The 17,321-nt window shown below is 70.2% G+C and carries 12 protein-coding genes; 2 read left to right on the top strand and 10 right to left on the bottom strand.

What is annotated here, in order from left to right:
• Positions 1–10 precede the first annotated feature (10 nt).
• The gene (locus ACFQVC_RS16665) at positions 11–1,825 is read left to right on the top strand and encodes an NHL domain-containing thioredoxin family protein (protein ID WP_381831216.1); all 1,815 of its coding nucleotides are present in this window, start codon (positions 11–13) and stop codon (positions 1,823–1,825) included.
• Between the two features lie 84 nt (positions 1,826–1,909).
• Here ACFQVC_RS16665 and ACFQVC_RS16660 read toward each other — a convergent pair whose 3' ends face one another.
• The 8 genes from ACFQVC_RS16660 to ACFQVC_RS16625 form a co-directional block, all read right to left on the bottom strand.
• A complete protein-coding gene (locus tag ACFQVC_RS16660; protein ID WP_381831215.1) occupies positions 1,910–2,134 on the bottom strand; it encodes a DUF6458 family protein in 225 nt (74 codons plus the stop codon).
• A gap of 110 nt (positions 2,135–2,244) precedes the next feature.
• Positions 2,245–3,537 carry a M18 family aminopeptidase gene (locus tag ACFQVC_RS16655; RefSeq protein WP_381831214.1) on the bottom strand — a complete coding sequence of 431 codons (1,293 nt, stop codon included), beginning with the start codon at positions 3,535–3,537 and terminating at the stop codon, positions 2,245–2,247.
• Positions 3,538–3,637: 100 nt separating this feature from the next.
• Entirely contained in the window at positions 3,638–5,470 is a 1,833-nt protein-coding gene (locus ACFQVC_RS16650; protein WP_381831213.1) for an acyl-CoA dehydrogenase, read from the bottom strand.
• Positions 5,471–5,578: 108 nt separating this feature from the next.
• Complete coding sequence (locus ACFQVC_RS16645; RefSeq protein ID WP_381831212.1) at positions 5,579–6,679, bottom strand: AI-2E family transporter; 1,101 nt, start codon at positions 6,677–6,679, stop codon at positions 5,579–5,581.
• A gap of 108 nt (positions 6,680–6,787) precedes the next feature.
• Positions 6,788–7,744: a pirin family protein gene (locus tag ACFQVC_RS16640; protein ID WP_381831211.1), complete on the bottom strand. Its 957-nt coding sequence runs from the start codon at positions 7,742–7,744 to the stop codon at positions 6,788–6,790.
• A 125-nt stretch (positions 7,745–7,869) separates the two neighbouring features.
• Positions 7,870–9,966, bottom strand: coding sequence for a lectin-like domain-containing protein (locus tag ACFQVC_RS16635; protein ID WP_381831210.1), 2,097 nt, complete (start codon positions 9,964–9,966; stop codon positions 7,870–7,872).
• A 154-nt stretch (positions 9,967–10,120) separates the two neighbouring features.
• Complete coding sequence (locus tag ACFQVC_RS16630; RefSeq protein ID WP_381831209.1) at positions 10,121–10,603, bottom strand: SseB family protein; 483 nt, start codon at positions 10,601–10,603, stop codon at positions 10,121–10,123.
• Positions 10,604–10,638: 35 nt separating this feature from the next.
• Complete coding sequence (locus ACFQVC_RS16625; protein WP_381831208.1) at positions 10,639–12,825, bottom strand: SpoIIE family protein phosphatase; 2,187 nt, start codon at positions 12,823–12,825, stop codon at positions 10,639–10,641.
• A 152-nt stretch (positions 12,826–12,977) separates the two neighbouring features.
• Between ACFQVC_RS16625 and aspS the strand changes: the two genes are divergently transcribed.
• On the top strand, positions 12,978–14,762 hold the full coding sequence (gene aspS / locus ACFQVC_RS16620) for an aspartate--tRNA ligase (RefSeq protein WP_381831207.1): 1,785 nt from the start codon (positions 12,978–12,980) through the stop codon (positions 14,760–14,762).
• 134 nt (positions 14,763–14,896) lie between these two features.
• Here aspS and ACFQVC_RS16615 read toward each other — a convergent pair whose 3' ends face one another.
• Positions 14,897–15,361, bottom strand: coding sequence for a hypothetical protein (locus ACFQVC_RS16615; RefSeq protein ID WP_381831206.1), 465 nt, complete (start codon positions 15,359–15,361; stop codon positions 14,897–14,899).
• A 70-nt stretch (positions 15,362–15,431) separates the two neighbouring features.
• Complete coding sequence (metG, locus tag ACFQVC_RS16610; RefSeq protein WP_381831205.1) at positions 15,432–17,159, bottom strand: methionine--tRNA ligase; 1,728 nt, start codon at positions 17,157–17,159, stop codon at positions 15,432–15,434.
• Between the last annotated feature and the right edge of the window lie 162 nt (positions 17,160–17,321).

The raw sequence follows: 17,321 nt of genomic DNA, 5'->3' as shown, positions 1-17,321 counted from the left end.
GGATAGGGATATGGCTTCACGTGCACGCGTTCGGGCCCCCGAGCTCATCGGCAGGGGCGGCTGGCTCAACACAGGCGACCAGCAGTACACCCTCGCTGACCTGCGGGGACGCATCGTCATCCTGGATTTCTGGACCTTCTGCTGCATCAACTGTCTGCATGTCCTCGATGAGCTGCGCGAGCTGGAGCAGAAACACGGCGACACCGTCGTGATCATCGGCGTGCACTCGCCGAAGTTCGTGCACGAGGCCGAGCACCAGGCCGTCGTCGACGCCGTCGAGCGCTACGAAGTGCACCACCCCGTCCTCGACGACCCCGACCTCGCCACCTGGAAGCAGTACGCGGTCCGCGCCTGGCCCACCCTCGTCGTGATCGACCCCGAGGGCTATGTCGTCGCCCAGCACGCGGGCGAAGGCCATGCCCACGCCATCGAGAAGCTGGTCGAGGAGCTGGAGGCCGAGCACACGGCGAAGGGCACGCTGCGCCGCGGCGACGGCCCGTACGTACCGCCGGAGCCCGTCGCCACCGATCTGCGCTTCCCCGGCAAGGCGCTGCTCCTGCCGTCGGGGAACCTCCTGGTCTCCGACTCGACCCGGCACCAGCTCGTGGAGCTGGCGGCGGACGGCGAGACGGTGGTGCGGCGGATCGGCAGCGGTGAACGCGGCTTCGGCCCGGACACGTTCAGCGAACCGCAGGGCCTCGCGCTGCTCCCCGACGGGAAAGTCGTCGTCGCCGACACGGTGAACCACGCGCTGCGCGCCTACGACCCGGAGACCGGCACGGTCGAGACGGTCGCCGGCACGGGCAGGCAGTGGTGGCAGGGCTCGCCCACCTCGGGCCCCGCGCTCGAGGTGGATCTCTCCTCGCCGTGGGACGTCGCCGTCTTCGACGGGCTCGTCTGGATCGCCATGGCGGGCGTGCACCAGCTGTGGACGTACGACCCCGAGGACGGCACCGTCCGGGTCGCGGCGGGCACGACGAACGAGGGTCTCGTCGACGGCCCGGCCCAGGAGGCCTGGTTCGCCCAGCCCTCCGGGCTCGCCGCCACCGACGACCGGCTTTGGATCGCCGACTCCGAGACATCGGCGCTGCGCTGGATCGACAGGGACCGCACCGTCCGCACGGCCGTCGGCACCGGCCTGTTCGACTTCGGCCACCGTGACGGGGCAGCCGAACAGGCCCTGCTGCAGCACCCGTTGGGTGTCACCGCGCTGCCGGACGGCTCCGTCGCGATCAGCGACACGTACAACCACGCGCTGCGCCGTTACGACCCGGCGAGCGGTGAAGTGACCACCCTCGCCACGGACTTGCGCGAGCCGAGCGACGCGGTCGTGGTGGGCGAGGACGTCGTGGTGGTGGAGTCCGCCCGGCACCGCCTCACCCGCCTTCGCCTGCCCGACGAGGCGGTACGGGTGGAGTCCGTCGCGCACCGCACGCAGCGCGCCGCCACCGAAGTCGCCCCCGGAAAGCTGCAGTTGGATGTGGTGTTCCAGGCGCCGACGGGCCAGAAGCTGGACACCCGCTACGGCCCTTCGACCCGGCTCCTTGTCTCCTCGACCCCGCCGGAGCTGCTGCTCGAAGGTGACGGGGCCGGTACGGATCTCGCCCGCCCGCTGACGCTCAACCCCGCGGTCACGGAAGGGGTGCTGCATGTCTCGGCGATGGCGGCGTCCTGCGACGACACTGCGTCCGATAGCGGCTCCGCCGCGGGGTCGAACGAATACCCCGCCTGCCATGTCCACCAGCAGGACTGGGGCGTGCCGGTCCGCCTCACGGAAGGGGCGGCGGACCGGCTGCCGCTGGTGCTGGCCGGGATGGACGGCTGAGGCCGCCCCCTCCGGGGCGGCCGGTTGCCGCGGCCGTTCGCCGCGGTCAGTGCCGTGCTGAGTAGCCGTGCCGGGTAGCCGTGGTCAGTAGCCGCGGGTGTCGTCACGCTCGGCGACGGTCGGGGCGACCGGTGGCACGACGGTGCGCCTGCGGCGCGCGATGGAGCTGAAGGTCGCCACGCCGATCAGACCGACCAGCATGAGGATCAGCCCGACCACGTCCAGGTTGACCCCGCTCATCTCCCAGTCGGTGGCGAACGTGAGGATGGCCCCTGCGGCGATCAGCAGGATGCATCCGCCCAGGCCCATGGATCTCGCCTCCTTGAGTGGCTGTCGCGACGGCGAGTACCCGCCGCCGCAGCAGCCATGCAGGAACGCGGAGTCCGCCCCTTCGGCGCCCCTTCGGCCGGACCTTCCGGTCACCCCTCCAGGAACGCCGCGAGCGCGTTCGCGAGGAGGTACGGGTCGTCCGCGCCGCACAGTTCGCGGGCGCTGTGCATCGACAGGATGGCCACACCGATGTCGACGGTCTTGATGCCGTGCCGGGCCGCGGTGATCGGGCCGATGGTGGTGCCGCACGGCATCGCGTTGTTGGAAACGAAGGACTGCAGCGGCACGCCGGCCTTCTCGCAGGCGGCGGCGAAGACCGCACGGCCCGAACCGTCCGTCGCGTAGCGGTTGTTGACGTTCACCTTGAGGATCGGGCCGCCGCCCGCGCGCGGGTGGTGCGTCGGGTCGTGCCGCTCCGCGTAGTTGGGGTGCACGGCGTGCCCGGTGTCGGAGGAGAGACAGACAGTCCCGGCGAAGGCGCGCGCCTTGTCCTCGTACGAGCCGCCGCGCGCGAACACCGAACGCTCCAGGACCGAGCCGAGCAGCGGGCCGTCGGCGCCGGTGTCGGACTGCGAGCCGTTCTCCTCGTGGTCGAAGGCGGCGAGCACCGGGATGTACGGGAGGCCCTCGCCCGCGACCGCCGCGAGCGCGGCCGTACCGGCGTGCACGGAAAGAAGGTTGTCCATCCGCGGGCCGGCCAGGAGCTCCTGGTCGCGGCCCAGATAGGCGGGCGGCTCGATGGAGTGGGTCATCAGGTCCCAGCCGGTGACCTCGCCGGCGGCCAGCGAGCTCTCCTCCTCAAGGAACCGGATCAGATCGCCCTCGCGCGCCTGGCCGAGGCCCCAGATCGGCTGCAGATGGCGCTGCTTGTCGAGCTTGAGGCCTTCGGTGCTGACGCTGCGGTCCAGATGGATCGCCAGCTGCGGTACGCGAAGCAGCGCGCGGTCGATGTTCACCAGGCGCGTGGAGCCGTCCCGCAGGGTCAGCCGGCCGGCCAGACCCAGGTCGCGGTCGAGCCAGGAGTTGAGCAGCGGCCCGCCGTAGATCTCCACGGCCACCTGCCGCCAGCCGTGCGCGCCGGTGTCGGGCAGCGGCTTGACCCGCAGATTCGGGGAGTCGGTGTGGGCGCCCACGATCCGGAACGGGGTGTGCGGGGCGGCGCCTTCGGGGACGTACCAGGCGACGATCGCGCCCCCGCGAAGCACGTACTTGCCGCCGCTCGACCCGTCCCAGGCGTCGGTCTCCTCGACCTGCCGGAAGCCGGCCTTCTCCAGGCGCTCGGCCGCGCTCGCCACCGCGTGATACGGCGAGGGGCTGGCGGTCAGGAAGGACATCAGGTCGTCGGTGTGTCCGCGGTCGAAGCGGGCGGCGGGGTTGTTCATGACTTCACCTTAACGACGGGCGCGGGCCCTCTCCCGGTGAGGAGAGGGCCCGCTACTGAGGGGTTGGAGAGAAGTCCGGTCGGGGACCTCCCGCCGCGTCCTAGAACGCGGCCTCGTCCAGCTCCATCAGGTCCAGGTCGATGCCCTCGGCGAGCTTGCGCGCACCGGTGACACCGGGCAGGACGTTCGCGGCGAAGAACTTCGCGGCCGCGATCTTGCCGGTGTAGAACGGCACGTCCTTGGAGGAGGCGCCGGCCAGCTTCTCCTGGGCCACGGCGGCGCCGCGCAGCAGGAGGTAGCCGACGACCACGTCACCGGAGGCCATCAGCAGGCGGGTGGTGTTCAGGCCCACCTTGTAGATGGACTTGACGTCCTTCTCGGTCTCGGCGAGGTCGGTCAGCATGAGGCCGACGATCGCCTCCAGCTCCACGGCCGCCTTGGCGAGCTGCTCGCGGGCGGTGGCGAGCTCGTCGCCGCCGGTGCCGACGGCGAGGAACTTCTTGATCTCCTCGGCGAGGCCGTTGAGCGCGGCGCCCTGGTTGCGGACGATCTTCCGGAAGAAGAAGTCCTGGCCCTGGATGGCCGTGGTGCCCTCGTAGAGGGTGTCGATCTTGGCGTCCCGGATGTACTGCTCGATCGGGTACTCCTGCAGGAAGCCGGAGCCGCCGAAGGTCTGCAGGGACTGGGCGAGCTGCTCGTAGCCCTTCTCCGAGCCGTAGCCCTTCACGATCGGCAGGAGCAGGTCGTTGAGGGCCTCGAGCTGGGACGCGTCCTCGCCGGCCGCTTCCTTGAGCGCGATCTCGTCCTGGATGGACGCGGTGTGCAGGACCAGGGCGCGCATGCCCTCCGCGTACGCCTTCTGCGTCATGAGCGAGCGGCGCACGTCCGGGTGGTGGGTGATCGTCACCTTCGGCGCGGTCTTGTCCATGAACTGCGCGAGGTCGGGGCCCTGGACGCGCTCCTTGGCGTACTCGAGGGCGTTGAGGTAGCCCGTCGAGAGCGTGGAGATCGCCTTCGTGCCGACCATCATGCGAGCGAACTCGATGATCCGGAACATCTGGCGGATGCCGTCGTGCTTGTCGCCGATCAGCCAGCCGACGGCCGGGTGGTCGGCCTGGTCGCCGAAGGTCATCTCGCAGGTGTTGGAGGCCTTGAGGCCCATCTTGTGCTCGACGTTGGTGGCGTAGACGCCGTTGCGCTCGCCCAGCTCGCCGGTCTCGAAGTCGAAGTGGAACTTCGGCACGAGGAAGAGGGACAGGCCCTTGGTGCCGGGGCCGTGGCCCTCGGGGCGCGCGAGCACGTAGTGAAGGATGTTCTCCTCCATGTCGTGCTCACCGGACGTGATGAAGCGCTTGACGCCCGTGATGTGCCAGGAGCCGTCCGCCTGCTGCACGGCCTTGGTGCGGCCCGCGCCCACGTCCGAACCGGCGTCGGGCTCGGTGAGGACCATGGTGGAGCCCCAGGTCTTCTCCACGGCGATCTCGGCGATCTTCTTCTGGACCTCGTTGCCCTCCTCGAAGAGGATGCGCGCGAACGCGGGGCCGGAGGAGTACATCCAGATCGCCGGGTTGGCACCCAGGATCAGCTCGGCGTACGACCAGATCAGGGACGGCGGAGCGGTGGTGCCGCCGATCTCCTCGGGCAGGCCGAGACGCCAGTACTCCGAGTCCATGAAGGCCTTGTAGCTCTTCTTGAAGGACGCGGGGACCGGGGCCGTGTTGGTCTCCGGGTCGAAGACCGGCGGGTTGCGGTCGGCGTCGGCGAAGGATTCGGCCAGCTCGTTCTCGGAGAGACGGGTCAGCTCGGACAGGACGCTCTTGGCGGTGTCGACGTCCATCTCCGCGAACGGGCCGGTGCCGTACAGCTTGTCGCGCCCGAGTACCTCGAAGAGGTTGAACTCGATGTCGCGGAGATTCGACTTGTAGTGCCCCATGGCGACGGCTCCGTAAGCAGGAAAAGGATAAGTACCAGCAAGTAGCTACGATGATGCTACCCGTCGGTAATAAGAAGCAACCCCTAACCGGGCAACTGTGACGAGGCTCTAATCACGCCCTGGGGTTCCACTGGACGCCTGGCTGCCGGACGCCGGAGCGCCGGCCGGACCGCCCGGCGCCGCACCGTACTGCGAGCGGAGCTCGGAGAGAACGCCGAAGGCGGCGGCGGTGAGCGGCACCGCGAGCAGCATCCCGAGGATGCCCGCCACCGAGGCGCCCGCGGTGATCGCGAGGAGCACCACTGCCGGATGCATCTGCACGGTGCGGCTCTGGATCATCGGCTGCAGCACATGCCCTTCGAGCACCTGCACCGCGAGGACCACGCCGAGCGCCCAGAGCGCGATCACGAACCCGCGGTCGGCGAGGGCCACGAGCACGGCGACCGCACCCGAGATAAACGCTCCGAGATACGGGATGTAGGCGCCGACGAAGACGAGCGCGCCGAGGCCCACCGCGCCCGGCACCTGCAGGATCAGCAGGCCCACGGTGATGGAGACGGCGTCGATCAGGGCGATCAGCGTGGTGCCGCGCATAAAGCCCTCGATCGCCCTGAACGCCCGCCGCGCCATGGTCTCCAGGGCGGCCCCCCGGTTCCGCGGGGCGAGCGAGTGCAGGGCGGCCATGGCCCGGTCGGAGTCGCGCAGGAAGAAGAAGACCAGGAGCAACGCGAGCACCGCCATCGCGATCATCCCGCCGACCACGCTGACCCCGCTGATCAGCCCGGAGGCCGCGGTGCCGCCGAACTTGGAGAGCATGTCCTTGGAGTTCTTGGCGAGGTCGTCGAGCGAGGTGCCCGCGGCGCCGAGGTGGTCGGCGAGCGACTGTGCCGCCTCGCGCAGCGAGGAGATGATCTGGTCCCCGGTCTCGATCAGCGCGCTCACCACGATGTAGGCCGCGCCGCCGACGACGATCAGTACGGCCGCGCAGGTCAGACCCGCCGCGAGGGACTTGTTCACCTTCATGGTGAGCAGCCGCCGGTACAGCGGGCCGAGGAGTGCGGTGCCGAGGAGGGCGAGAAGGACGGGGATGACGGCGGTCTTCAGGGCGATGCAGAGCCAGATGCCCAGGCCGGCGACGGCGGCGATGAGCAGGATGACGGCGCACCAGGCCGCTGCTCGGCGGGCGGGTTCGGGGAGCAAGGTCTGCACGTCTGCAGGTGATCACGGGTGGGGGTGTCCGGCACGTCCGTGGGTTCCGGGCGGGTGAGTTCCCCCTCCGGACGGGCCGGGTGCGCCGGCCCGTCCGGACAGAGCGGGTCACATGCCGTGCACGGCCGGGACGGTGCCCAGGCGGCCCTTCTGGAAGTCCTCGAAGGCCTCCTGGAGCTCGGCCTGGGTGTTCATGACGAACGGGCCGTAGTGGGCCATCGGCTCACGGATCGGGCGGCCGCCGAGGAGGACGACCTCCAGGTCGGGGGTGTGGGCGTCCTGCTTCTCGTCCGCGCGGACGGTGAGCGAGCCCCCGTTGCCGAAGACCGCGGTCTGGCCCATGTGGACGGGCCGCCGCTCGGCACCGACCGAACCGCGTCCGGCCAGGACGTACGCCAGGCCGTTGAAGTCCGGCCGCCACGGCAGCGTCACGGAGGCACCGGGGCGGACCGTGGCGTGGATCATCGTGATCGGGGTGTGGGTGATCCCGGGGCCTTCGTGGCCGTCCAGCTCACCGGCGATGACGCGCAGGAGCGTGCCGCCGTCGGGGGAGGCGAGCAGCTGGACCTGGCCGCCGCGGATGTCCTGGTAGCGCGGGTCCATCATCTTGTCGGCCGCGGGCAGGTTGACCCACAGCTGCAGTCCGTGGAACAGGCCGCCGGACATGACGAGCTGCTCCGGCGGCGCCTCGATGTGCAGCAGGCCCGAGCCGGCCGTCATCCACTGGGTGTCGCCGTTCTGGATGGTGCCGCCGCCACCGTTGGAGTCCTGGTGGATGAACGTGCCGTCGATCAGGTACGTGACCGTCTCGAAGCCGCGGTGGGGGTGCCAGGGGGTGCCCTTGGGCTCTCCCGGCGCGTACTCCACCTCGCCCATCTGGTCCATCATGATGAACGGGTCGAGGTACTTGTAGTTGATGCCCGCGAACGCGCGGCGCACCGGGAAGCCCTCGCCCTCGAAGCCGGACGGCGCGGTCGTCACGGCGAGCACCGGGCGCGCGACGGCGTCGGCGGGTGCGGTCACCCGGGGCAGGGTCAGCGGGTTCTCAACGGTCACTGCAGGCATGGTCGGTACCTCCTTGTGGTCCGAGAGTAGTTGAATCTCGAACTTTCTGCCACCTCAAACGAACGGCGCCCGGGAGCCATTCCTCCCGGGCGCCGCCCAGTGACCATCCGCCTACCTGGAACCGGCTACCGCTTACGGCCCGGTGCACCGCCCACGGTCAGCTCGCCGGGGGCCGAGCAGCTGCCCCTGCAGGTCAGCTCCACGGAGTTGTCCGGCGGTTCCACGACCGGCTCGTTGCCCGCGACCCGCGGGGCGACCACGCCGCTGAAGCTGTACGTCACCTCGCCGCCGGCCACGACATCGGCGGTGGTGTCGAGATCGCCGACCCCGCGCCCGTCGGAGCAGGAGCTCGGTGCCTTCGCCGCGCAGGTCCAGGTGAAGTCCTTCAGCCACTCGGGCAGCTTGTCCCTGACCCGGGCGCCGATCGCGTCGGACGGTCCCGCGTTCTGCACGGTGACGTTCAGGGTCAGCCGGTCACCCGCGTGGTACTTCTCCGGCTGGTGCGACTGCGTCACGGACAGGGCCGTGTGCGGCCGCGCCTTGACGGCGGCCTCGTCGCTGCAGACCGGGTCGCAGTTGCCGTCGACGGTGCCGTGCGGCGGCTGCACCGTGGCGTGCCCGACGAGCTCCCGCATCGTCGAGGACGGCACCTCGCCGGTCTGTACGTAGCTGACCTTGCCGCCCGGCGGCAGCGTCACCTGCTGCGCGATCGGCCCGGTGCCGGACTCGGGCCCGCAGGCGCCGCCCTCGGACGCCTTGCACTTCCAGGTGAAGTCCCTCAGCTCGGGCGGGAGTTGGGCGGTGACGCGGGCGCCCTTGGCGATCCCGGGTCCGTCGTTGGTGACGGTGACGGAGTACGAGATCTTCTCGCCGGGGACGTACGGCTCGGGCTGCGCGGTCTCCACGATGCGCAACGCGACCTCGTTGAGCACCTCGATCGGCGTCTGTACGGAGTTGTCCTTCGGGTTGAGGTCGGCGTCGGGGCTGCCCTCCTCGCCGCCGCGCACCACGGCGTCCGTGGGCAGCTCGCCGACGACGTCGGGGCCCGCGGTCACCTGGAGCACCACGGGCGGCGCGAGCTGGCCCGGGTTGATCACATCGGGCCGTTGGCAGAGCACCTTCTGGCCCTGCACCTCGCAGGCCCAGCCGGGAGCGTCGGTGACCTTGGGGGTCAGTCCGGGCGGCAGCGTCTTGGTCAGCGTGACCATGCCCTGGCTGGGGGCGGCGAGCTTGCGGTTGCCGACCTGCAGGGCGAGTTCCCCGGTGCCGCCGGGGCGGAACTCACCGCGCAGCTGCTCGGTGACGTAGAGATCCGGGTCGAGGGTCGTGACCTTGACGTCGGAGACCTCGTGGAAGTTGGTGGAGTGCCCGGTGGAGGCGGCGAAGCCCAGCTTCAGGGTGTCGGGGATCCTGGGCTGGCCCTTGACCTTGGACAGGTCGAGCGGGCCGAGGACGCGCTTCATGCCGCGGCCGTCGTGGAAGTCGATGGACACGGCGAGTTCGAGCGCCGTGGACAGCTCGACCTTGACGCTGCGGCGGGCCTTGGCGCGGCTCTTCGCGCCGTCCACGGCGAGCGGCCGCTTCAGGCGGTAGTGCTGGATGTAAGCGTTCTTGGTGGCCTGCGCCCCGCGTACGGAGATCGAGTTGGGCAGCCGTCCGGGACCGCCCTTGGCCTTGGCCTGTCCGGCGTGCGTGAAGTTGCCGAACTGGTCGAGGCCCACACCGAGGTAGCCGCCCTCGATGCCCGAGTAGCCGAGCGCACCGCCGTAGCGCCCGGCGTCCTTGGGGCTGGCCTTGCCGTCGAGCAGGAAGAAGCTGATGCCGTCGGCGCCGTACGGGGTGGATCTGCCGTACTGGTACTGGTCGAAGGTGGCCGAGATGCCGGCCCGCGACGGGATCGCCTGGTCGAGCACGGCGAAGCCGCTCTGCCGGCGGGCGTTGCTGGTGAGCCGGAGGGCGCCGCGGCCCTCGGGATCCTTGGACGCCCGCTTGGGACAGGCCTTGAGCGGAGCCTCGGTGCCGCGCGCGGCGGTCAGACAGGCCCAGCCGTCCGGGTCGGTGGGTCCGGTGGCGCGGCTGTACCAGTCCGCGGCGTCGACGGACGAGCCGCTGAACGGTTCGTCGACCAGAGTTTCGGCGTATGCCGCGGGCGCGGGGAGGGTGAGCGCGGCGGCGGTAAGGGCGAGCAGGGCCAGGGCCCGCGCCAATCTATGACTACGCATAGTCGCAGTCAGTCACAGAGAGTGCAGCGCCGCTACTGGGGGTGACCAATATGGGCACGTCCGGCGCTGTTCGTCCCCTGCGGCGTGGCTGACGTAATCGCCCTCCGGGCTCGTCCTCAATCGCCGGACGGGCTCAAATTGGGCTCCCGAACCCCTACCCGTACATCCGCCGCATCGCGAAGTCGACCATCTGCTCGACCGCCTTCGCGTCGAAGACCATCCGGTGCTCGCCCTCCATGTCGAGGACGAAGCCGTACCCCGTGGGCAGCAGGTCGATGACCTCGGCGCCGGTGATGACGAAGTACTTGGACTCCTTGCCCGCGTACCGGCGCAGCTCCTTCAGGGTGGTGAACATGGGGATCACCGGCTGCTGGGTGTTGTGCAGGGCCAGGAAGCCCGGGTTGTCGCCGCGCGGGCAGTAGACCTTCGACGTGGCGAAGATCTGCTGGAAGTCCTCCGCGGACATCGAGCCGGTGGTGAAGGCGCGCACGGCGTCCGCGAGCGAGGGCGGGGACGGCTCGGGGTACAGCGGGGCCTGCTGGCCGTAACCGCCGAGGCCGCCCGGCGTCTGCTGGGCCTGTGGCCCGGGCGGGGCGTATCCCTGCTGTCCGCCCGCGTTCTGCTCGTAGCCGTACATGCCGTCGAGAGTACTGCGTGCGGCGGTCGGGAAACTCACAGAGTCATGGACTCGTACAGCTCGAACCAGATGCATTTGCCGTCGCCGCGCGGGTCCACGCCCCAGGCGTCGGCGAGCAGTTCCATCAGCACCAACCCCCGTCCGGATGAGGCCAGTTCACCGGGGCGGCGCTTGTGCGGGAGCTCGTCGCTGCCGTCCGATACCTCGACCCGCAGCCGGCGTCCGCCCGGCTCGCCGTGGGCCTCGGCGACGAGCAGGGCGTCGCCGTCGGTGTGCACCAGGACGTTGGTGACCATCTCGGAGACCATCAGGACCGCCGAGTCGACCTGCTCGGGGTCGGCCCAGTCGTGCAGCAGCTCGCGCAGCTGCTGCCGGGCGCCGGCGATCCGCTCCGGCTCGGCCTGCGCGACGGTCAGCATGGTGCGCCGCACCGGGGTCGTGGCCGTGCCCGTCGCGCCGTCGCAGCCGCAGGACTGGTCCTGGCGGCAGAGCAGCACCACCGCGATGTCGTCCTCGCGGCGGTCGGCGAGCGGCCCGGTGGAGTAGTGGGACGTGGGGCCGTGGACGGCCTGGACCAGTTCGTCCGCGAGCTGTTCCAGGCCGTCGCCGCGGTACTGCTCCAGGATTCCGCGCAGCCGGGCCCAGCCGGTGTCCAGGTCGTGGCCGCCGGTCTCGATCAGGCCGTCGGTGCACAGCAGCATCGTCTCGCCGGGCTCCAGGACGATACGGGTGGTCGGGTAGTCCGCGTCGGGGTCGACGCCGAGCGGCAGACCGCCCGCCGTGGAGCGCATCACGACGGTGCCGTCGCGCAGCCGGACGGCGGGGTCGGGATGGCCGGCGCGGGCGATCTCCAGGACGCCGGTGGCCGGGTCGGCCTCCACGTACAGGCAGGTCGCGAAGCGCGGGTCGGCGGTGTCGGCCGCCTTCTCGGTGGCGTGGCCGCCGGTGGACCCGTAGGTGATGTTGTCGGTGATGCCGGACAGGAAGCGGGTGGCGCGGGAGAGCACGGCGTCGGGGCGGTGCCCTTCGGACGCGTACGCCCGCAGCGCGATCCGCAGTTGTCCCATCAGGCCGGCCGCGCGGACGTCGTGGCCCTGGACGTCACCGATGACGAGGGCGATCCGGCCGCCGCCGCCCTCGGGGCGCGAGGGGCCGCCGGGCAGCGGGATCATGTCGTACCAGTCGCCGCCGACCTGCAGTCCGCCGCCGGTCGGCACATAGCGTGCGGCCAGTGTCATGCCGGGTATGTCGGGGCCGAGCGTCGGCAGCATCGAGCGCTGCAGGCCCTCGGTCAGCTCCCGCTCCGACTCGGCGATCCCGGCCCGTGACAGGGCCTGCGCGAGCATCCGCGCCACCGTGGTCAGGACGGAGCGCTCGTCCGGCGTGAACTGCACGGGATAGCGGAAGGCCGCCATCCAGGCGCCCATCGTGCGGCCCGCGACGGTCAGCGGCAGAAAGGCCCAGGACTCCCGGTTGAAGTGGGCGGCGAGCGGCCAGGTGGTGGGGTAGCGGCGGCGGTACTCGGCGGGGGACGAGAGATAGACGGCCCGGCCGTTGCGTACGACATCGGCCGCCGGATAGTCGGTGTTCACGGACATGTCCGTGAAGGGGTTCTCGTCGCCCGCGTTGTGGCCGTGGTGCCCGATGATCGTCAGGCTTTCGCCCCTGACCCCGAACACGGCGAGCCCGTCCGGCTCGAAACCCGGCATGGACAGGCCGGCCGCGACCCGCAGCACCTCGGCCGTCGAGCGGGCCTCGGCGAGTGCGCGGCCCGCGTCGAGCAGGAACGCCTCGCGGGAGCGGCGCCAGTCGCCGGTGATGGGGGTGCGGGCGGCCGAGCCGGGAGCCGGTTCGCCGACCTCCTGCAGGATGCCGATCAGCTCGTAGTCACCGTCGTGGATCAGCGGCTTGGACCGGCTGCGTACGGTGCGGATCACCTGGCCCTTGTCGTCCATGATCCGGAGCCGGGCCTCGGCGAGGGTGCCCTCGGCGACGGCGAGGTTCACGACGCCGTCGATCTCGTTCCAGTCCACGGGGTGGAAGCGGGAGCGCACGGCCGCCTCCGTGAGGGTCACCTGCTCGGCGGGCAGGCCGAGCAGCCGGGCCGCCTCGGCGTCGAGGGTGACGAGCCCTGTGGCGTTGTCCCAGCGCCACAGGCCGGTGGCGATGACCTGGAGGATCTCGCCCACGGGGGGCAGGATTCCCCCGTCGTCAGTGCGCATTGCCCCACTTTAAGAAGAGTCGCGGAGACCCCGCCACCGAGAGCGATCATGACGTGGATACGCCAATCGGTGGGGCCGGGTCCGGGCGGTAACCTGGATCGCGTTGATTCCCGCCTGTCTCGCGACGAACGACGCGAAGAATTGGATGAAAGATGCACCGGTACAGGTCCCACACCTGCGGCGAGCTCCGCGCCACCGATGTCGGCAGCGATGTCCGGCTGAGCGGCTGGCTGCACAACCGACGCGACCTCGGCGGCATCCTCTTCATCGATCTGCGTGACCACTACGGCCTGGTCCAGCTGGTCGCCCGCCCGGACACCCCCGGCTTCGAGGCCCTCGACAAGCTCTCCAAGGAGACCGTCGTCCGGATCGACGGCAAGGTGATCTCCCGCGGCGCCGAGAACGTCAACCCGGAGCTCGCCACCGGCGAGATCGAGGTCGAGGTCGGCGAGGTCGAGGTCCTGGGCGCCGCCCAGCAGCTGCCGTTCCAGATCAACCAGGACGACGGCGTGGGCGAGGAGCGCCGCCTGGAGTACCGCTTCCTCGACCTGCGCCGTGAGCGCATGCACCGCAACATCATGCTGCGCTCGGCCGTCGTCGCCGCGATCCGCTCGAAGATGGTGGCGCTCGGCTTCAACGAGATGGCGACCCCGATCCTCACCGCCACCTCCCCCGAGGGCGCCCGCGACTTCGTCGTGCCCTCGCGTCTGAACCCCGGGAAGTTCTACGCACTCCCCCAGGCCCCGCAGCAGTTCAAGCAGCTGTTCATGGTCTCGGGCTTCGACCGCTACTTCCAGATCGCACCCTGCTTCCGCGACGAGGACGCCCGCGCCGACCGCTCGCCCGGCGAGTTCTACCAGCTCGACGTCGAGATGAGCTTCGTCGAGCAGGAGGACGTCTTCCAGCCGATCGAGAAGCTGATGACCGAGCTCTTCACCGAGTTCGGCGGCGGCCGCGAGGTCACGTCCCCCTTCCCGCGCATCCCGTTCCGCGAGTCGATGCTCAAGTACGGCAACGACAAGCCGGACCTGCGCGCCCAGCTCGAACTCGTCGACATCACCGACATCTTCGAGGACTCGGACTTCAAGGCCTTCGCGGGCAAGCATGTGCGCGCGCTGCCGGTCCCGGACACCGCCTCGCAGTCCCGGAAGTTCTTCGACGGCCTCGGTGAGTACGCCGTCGAGCAGGGCGCCAAGGGCCTCGCCTGGGTGCGCGTCGCCGAGGACGGCACGCTGAGCGGCCCGATCGCGAAGTTCCTGACCGAGGCGAACGTCGCCGAGCTCACCAAGCGCCTCGGCCTGGAGGCCGGTCACGCGGTGTTCTTCGGCGCGGGCGAGTTCGACGAGGTCTCCAAGATCATGGGCGCGGTCCGGGTCGAGGCCGCCAAGCGCGCCGGGCACTTCGAGGAGAACGTCTTCCGGTTCTGCTGGATCGTGGACTTCCCGATGTACGAGAAGGACGAGGACACCGGGAAGATCGACTTCTCCCACAACCCCTTCTCGATGCCCCAGGGCGGCATGAAGGACCTGGAGGAGAAGGACCCGCTCGACATCCTGGCCTGGCAGTACGACATCGTCTGCAACGGCATCGAGCTGTCCTCCGGCGCGATCCGGAACCACGAGCCGGAGATCATGCTCAAGGCCTTCGAGATCGCGGGCTATGACCGCGACACCGTGGAGCACGAGTTCGCGGGCATGCTGCGCGCGTTCCGCTTCGGCGCCCCGCCGCACGGCGGCATCGCGCCCGGCGTGGACCGGATCGTCATGCTCCTCGCGGACGAGCCGAACATCCGCGAGACGATCTCGTTCCCGCTGAACCAGAACGCGCAGGACCTGATGATGGGCGCCCCCACGGAGCTGGACGAGTCCCGCCTCAAGGAGCTCAACATCGCGCTGCGGAAGCCGGTTGCCTCCGGCAAGGGGGAGGGCGAGAAGTAGGCGGTACGTCTAGCGGTACGGCTGCGTGAAGGGCCCGGAACTTTCCGTTCCGGGCCCTTCGTGTCGTGTGCCAGCCGCGGGTGCGTTGTGGCTGATCGCGCAGTTCCCCGCGCCCCTTTGAGGGGCGCGATCGCTCAGCGGCCCCTCGCGGAGCTGTAGGCGCTGAGCACCACGAGCGCGATGGCCGAGGCCGCAGCCGTGACGATGAGCCAGGAGCCGACGCGCCGCCTGCGGCCCGGCTTCGGGGCCTTCGGGGTGCGCTCCCGAGTCCGCGTACGCGTGCGTGGCTGCGGTGTCGGCGGCTCCGCGGCCGAGGTGATGTCGGCGAGCAACCGGCGGCAGACCGCGGCCAGTTCCTGAGTGCCACTGGCCAGCGGTACGACCGCCTCGGTACGGGCGGGCGCGGTGGTGCCGCCGTCCAGGATGCGGCCCGCGCGGATCAGGACCTCGCCCCGCGTGCCGGAGGCCCCGAGGCTGATCCAGCGGTGCACGTGGTCGCCCCGTATGACCATGCCGCCGTTGCGTTCGCGGTAGATGGTGTGGCGCTGCCACAGAACTGCGGCCAGCTCCTTGGCAGTTGAGTACAGCTGTGTGCTCAAGGTCCCCCCCTTGTGCCCCTCGGCGAGTCAAGCGCCGCACTTTACCAAGGGGCGAAGGGGCCTGCTCCGCCTACTCCTCCGAGCCGCCGAAGCGCTCCTTGTACGCCTCCAGGTCCTCGTCCGTCAGCTTGGCGAACAGGACCGGAGGGACCGTGAACGGGGTACCGGAAGGCAGGAAGTCGAGGGCGCGGGCCTCGTCCGGGCCGATCCAGGTCGCCGTGTCGTCGGACAGCTGGAAGGCGCCGCGCATGGCCGACGCCGACGACGGGATGAACGGCTCGGAGACCACCGCGTACAGGTGGATCAGGTTCATCGCCGTACGCAGCGTCAGGGCCGCCGCCTCAGGGTCCTGCTTGATCTCCAGCCAGGGCGCCTTCTCCTCCAGATAGGAGTTGCCCGCGGACCACAGGGCGCGCAGCGCGGCCGCGGCCTTGCGGAACTGGAGGGCGTCCATCTGCGCCTCGTACTCGGCGAGCAGCGTCGCGATCTCCTCGCCGAGCCGCGTCTCCGCCTCGCCGGCCGCGGCGCCCGCCGGGACCTCCTCGCCGAAGCGCTTCTTGGAGAAGGACAGGACACGGTTGACGAAGTTGCCCAGGGTGTCGGCCAGGTCCTTGTTGACCGTGGCCGTGAAGTGCTCCCAGGTGAACGAGGAGTCGTCGGACTCGGGGGCGTTGGCGATCAGGAAGTAGCGCCAGTAGTCGGCGGGCAGGATCTCCAGGGCCTGGTCGGTGAAGACACCGCGCTTCTGGGACGTGGAGAACTTACCGCCGTAGTACGTCAGCCAGTTGAAGGCCTTGACGTAGTCGACCTTCTTCCAGGGCTCGCGTACGCCGAGCTCCGTGGCCGGGAACATCACCGTGTGGAACGGGACGTTGTCCTTCGCCATGAACTCGGTGTAGCGGACGTCGGTGGCGCCGTCGGGCTCGTACCACCAGGACTTCCAGTCCCGGACCTCGCCGTCGGGGGCGGCGTCCGCCCACTCCTTCGTCGCGCCGATGTACTCGATCGGGGCGTCGAACCAGACGTAGAACACCTTGCCCTCGGCGGCCAGTTCGGGCCAGGTGTCCGCCGGGACCGGGACACCCCAGTCCAGGTCACGCGTGATCGCGCGGTCGTGCAGGCCCTCGGTCAGCCACTTGCGGGCGATGGAGGAGGCGAGCTGCGGCCACTCCTCCTCGTGGGCGGCCACCCAGGCCTCGACCTCCTGCTGCAGCTTCGACTGGAGCAGGAAGAGGTGCTTGGTCTCGCGCACCTCCAGGTCCGTGGAGCCGGAGATGGCGCTGCGCGGGTCGATCAGGTCCGTCGGGTCCAGGACGCGGGTGCAGTTCTCGCACTGGTCGCCGCGCGCCTTGTCGTAGCCGCAGTGCGGGCAGGTGCCCTCGACGTACCGGTCCGGCAGGAAGCGGCCGTCGGCCGGGGAGTAGACCTGGCGGATGGCGCGCTCTTCGATGAAGCCGTTCTCGTGCAGCTTGCGCGCGAAGTGCTGGGTGATCTCGACGTTCTGCGGGCTGGAGCTGCGGCCGAAGTAGTCGAAGGCCAGCGCGAAGCCGTCGTAGACCGCCTTCTGCGCGTCGTGCGCCTGGGCGCAGAACTCGGCCACCGGCAGGCCCCGCTCCTTGGCGGCCAGCTCGGCGGGGGTGCCGTGCTCGTCCGTCGCGCAGATGTACAGGACGTCATGGCCGCGCTGGCGGAGGTACCTGGCGTACACATCCGCCGGGAGCATGGACCCCACCATGTTGCCCAGGTGCTTGATTCCGTTGATGTACGGAAGGGCGCTGGTGATGAGGTGTCGAGCCATCGCGGGCTGCTCCCAGGTTGCTACGTGGAGTGACGCTTACTGCTTGGCGGTACGCGTCTACGGAACCCAGAAATCGTAGCCGACCCCGGAGCCCCGTCCGCCCTGGGTTTTTCCGGGCGGACGGGCCTCGCCGGGGCGTCAGGAGTGGCGGGGCGTCAGGGG

Origin of the sequence: Streptomyces monticola, assembly GCF_042665355.1 — a bacterium.
GTDB classification, from domain to species: Bacteria; Actinomycetota; Actinomycetes; order Streptomycetales; family Streptomycetaceae; genus Streptomyces; species Streptomyces monticola.
Note: the sequence above shows the minus strand (reverse complement) of the source record. Positions and strands in the feature narration are given on the sequence as shown.

Bases quoted from the DNA above. Each gene is read 5' to 3' on its own strand.
- ACFQVC_RS16665 (WP_381831216.1), top strand. From the start codon at position 11: ATGGCTTCACGTGCACGCGTTCGGGCCCCCGAGCTCATCGGCAGGGGC.
- ACFQVC_RS16660 (WP_381831215.1), bottom strand. From the start codon at position 2,134: ATGGGCCTGGGCGGATGCATCCTGCTGATCGCCGCAGGGGCCATCCTC.
- ACFQVC_RS16655 (WP_381831214.1), bottom strand. From the start codon at position 3,537: ATGAACAACCCCGCCGCCCGCTTCGACCGCGGACACACCGACGACCTG.
- ACFQVC_RS16650 (WP_381831213.1), bottom strand. From the start codon at position 5,470: ATGGGGCACTACAAGTCGAATCTCCGCGACATCGAGTTCAACCTCTTC.
- ACFQVC_RS16640 (WP_381831211.1), bottom strand. From the start codon at position 7,744: ATGCCTGCAGTGACCGTTGAGAACCCGCTGACCCTGCCCCGGGTGACC.
- ACFQVC_RS16635 (WP_381831210.1), bottom strand. From the start codon at position 9,966: ATGCGTAGTCATAGATTGGCGCGGGCCCTGGCCCTGCTCGCCCTTACC.
- ACFQVC_RS16630 (WP_381831209.1), bottom strand. From the start codon at position 10,603: ATGTACGGCTACGAGCAGAACGCGGGCGGACAGCAGGGATACGCCCCG.
- ACFQVC_RS16625 (WP_381831208.1), bottom strand. From the start codon at position 12,825: ATGCGCACTGACGACGGGGGAATCCTGCCCCCCGTGGGCGAGATCCTC.
- aspS (WP_381831207.1), top strand. From the start codon at position 12,978: ATGCACCGGTACAGGTCCCACACCTGCGGCGAGCTCCGCGCCACCGAT.
- metG (WP_381831205.1), bottom strand. From the start codon at position 17,159: ATGGCTCGACACCTCATCACCAGCGCCCTTCCGTACATCAACGGAATC.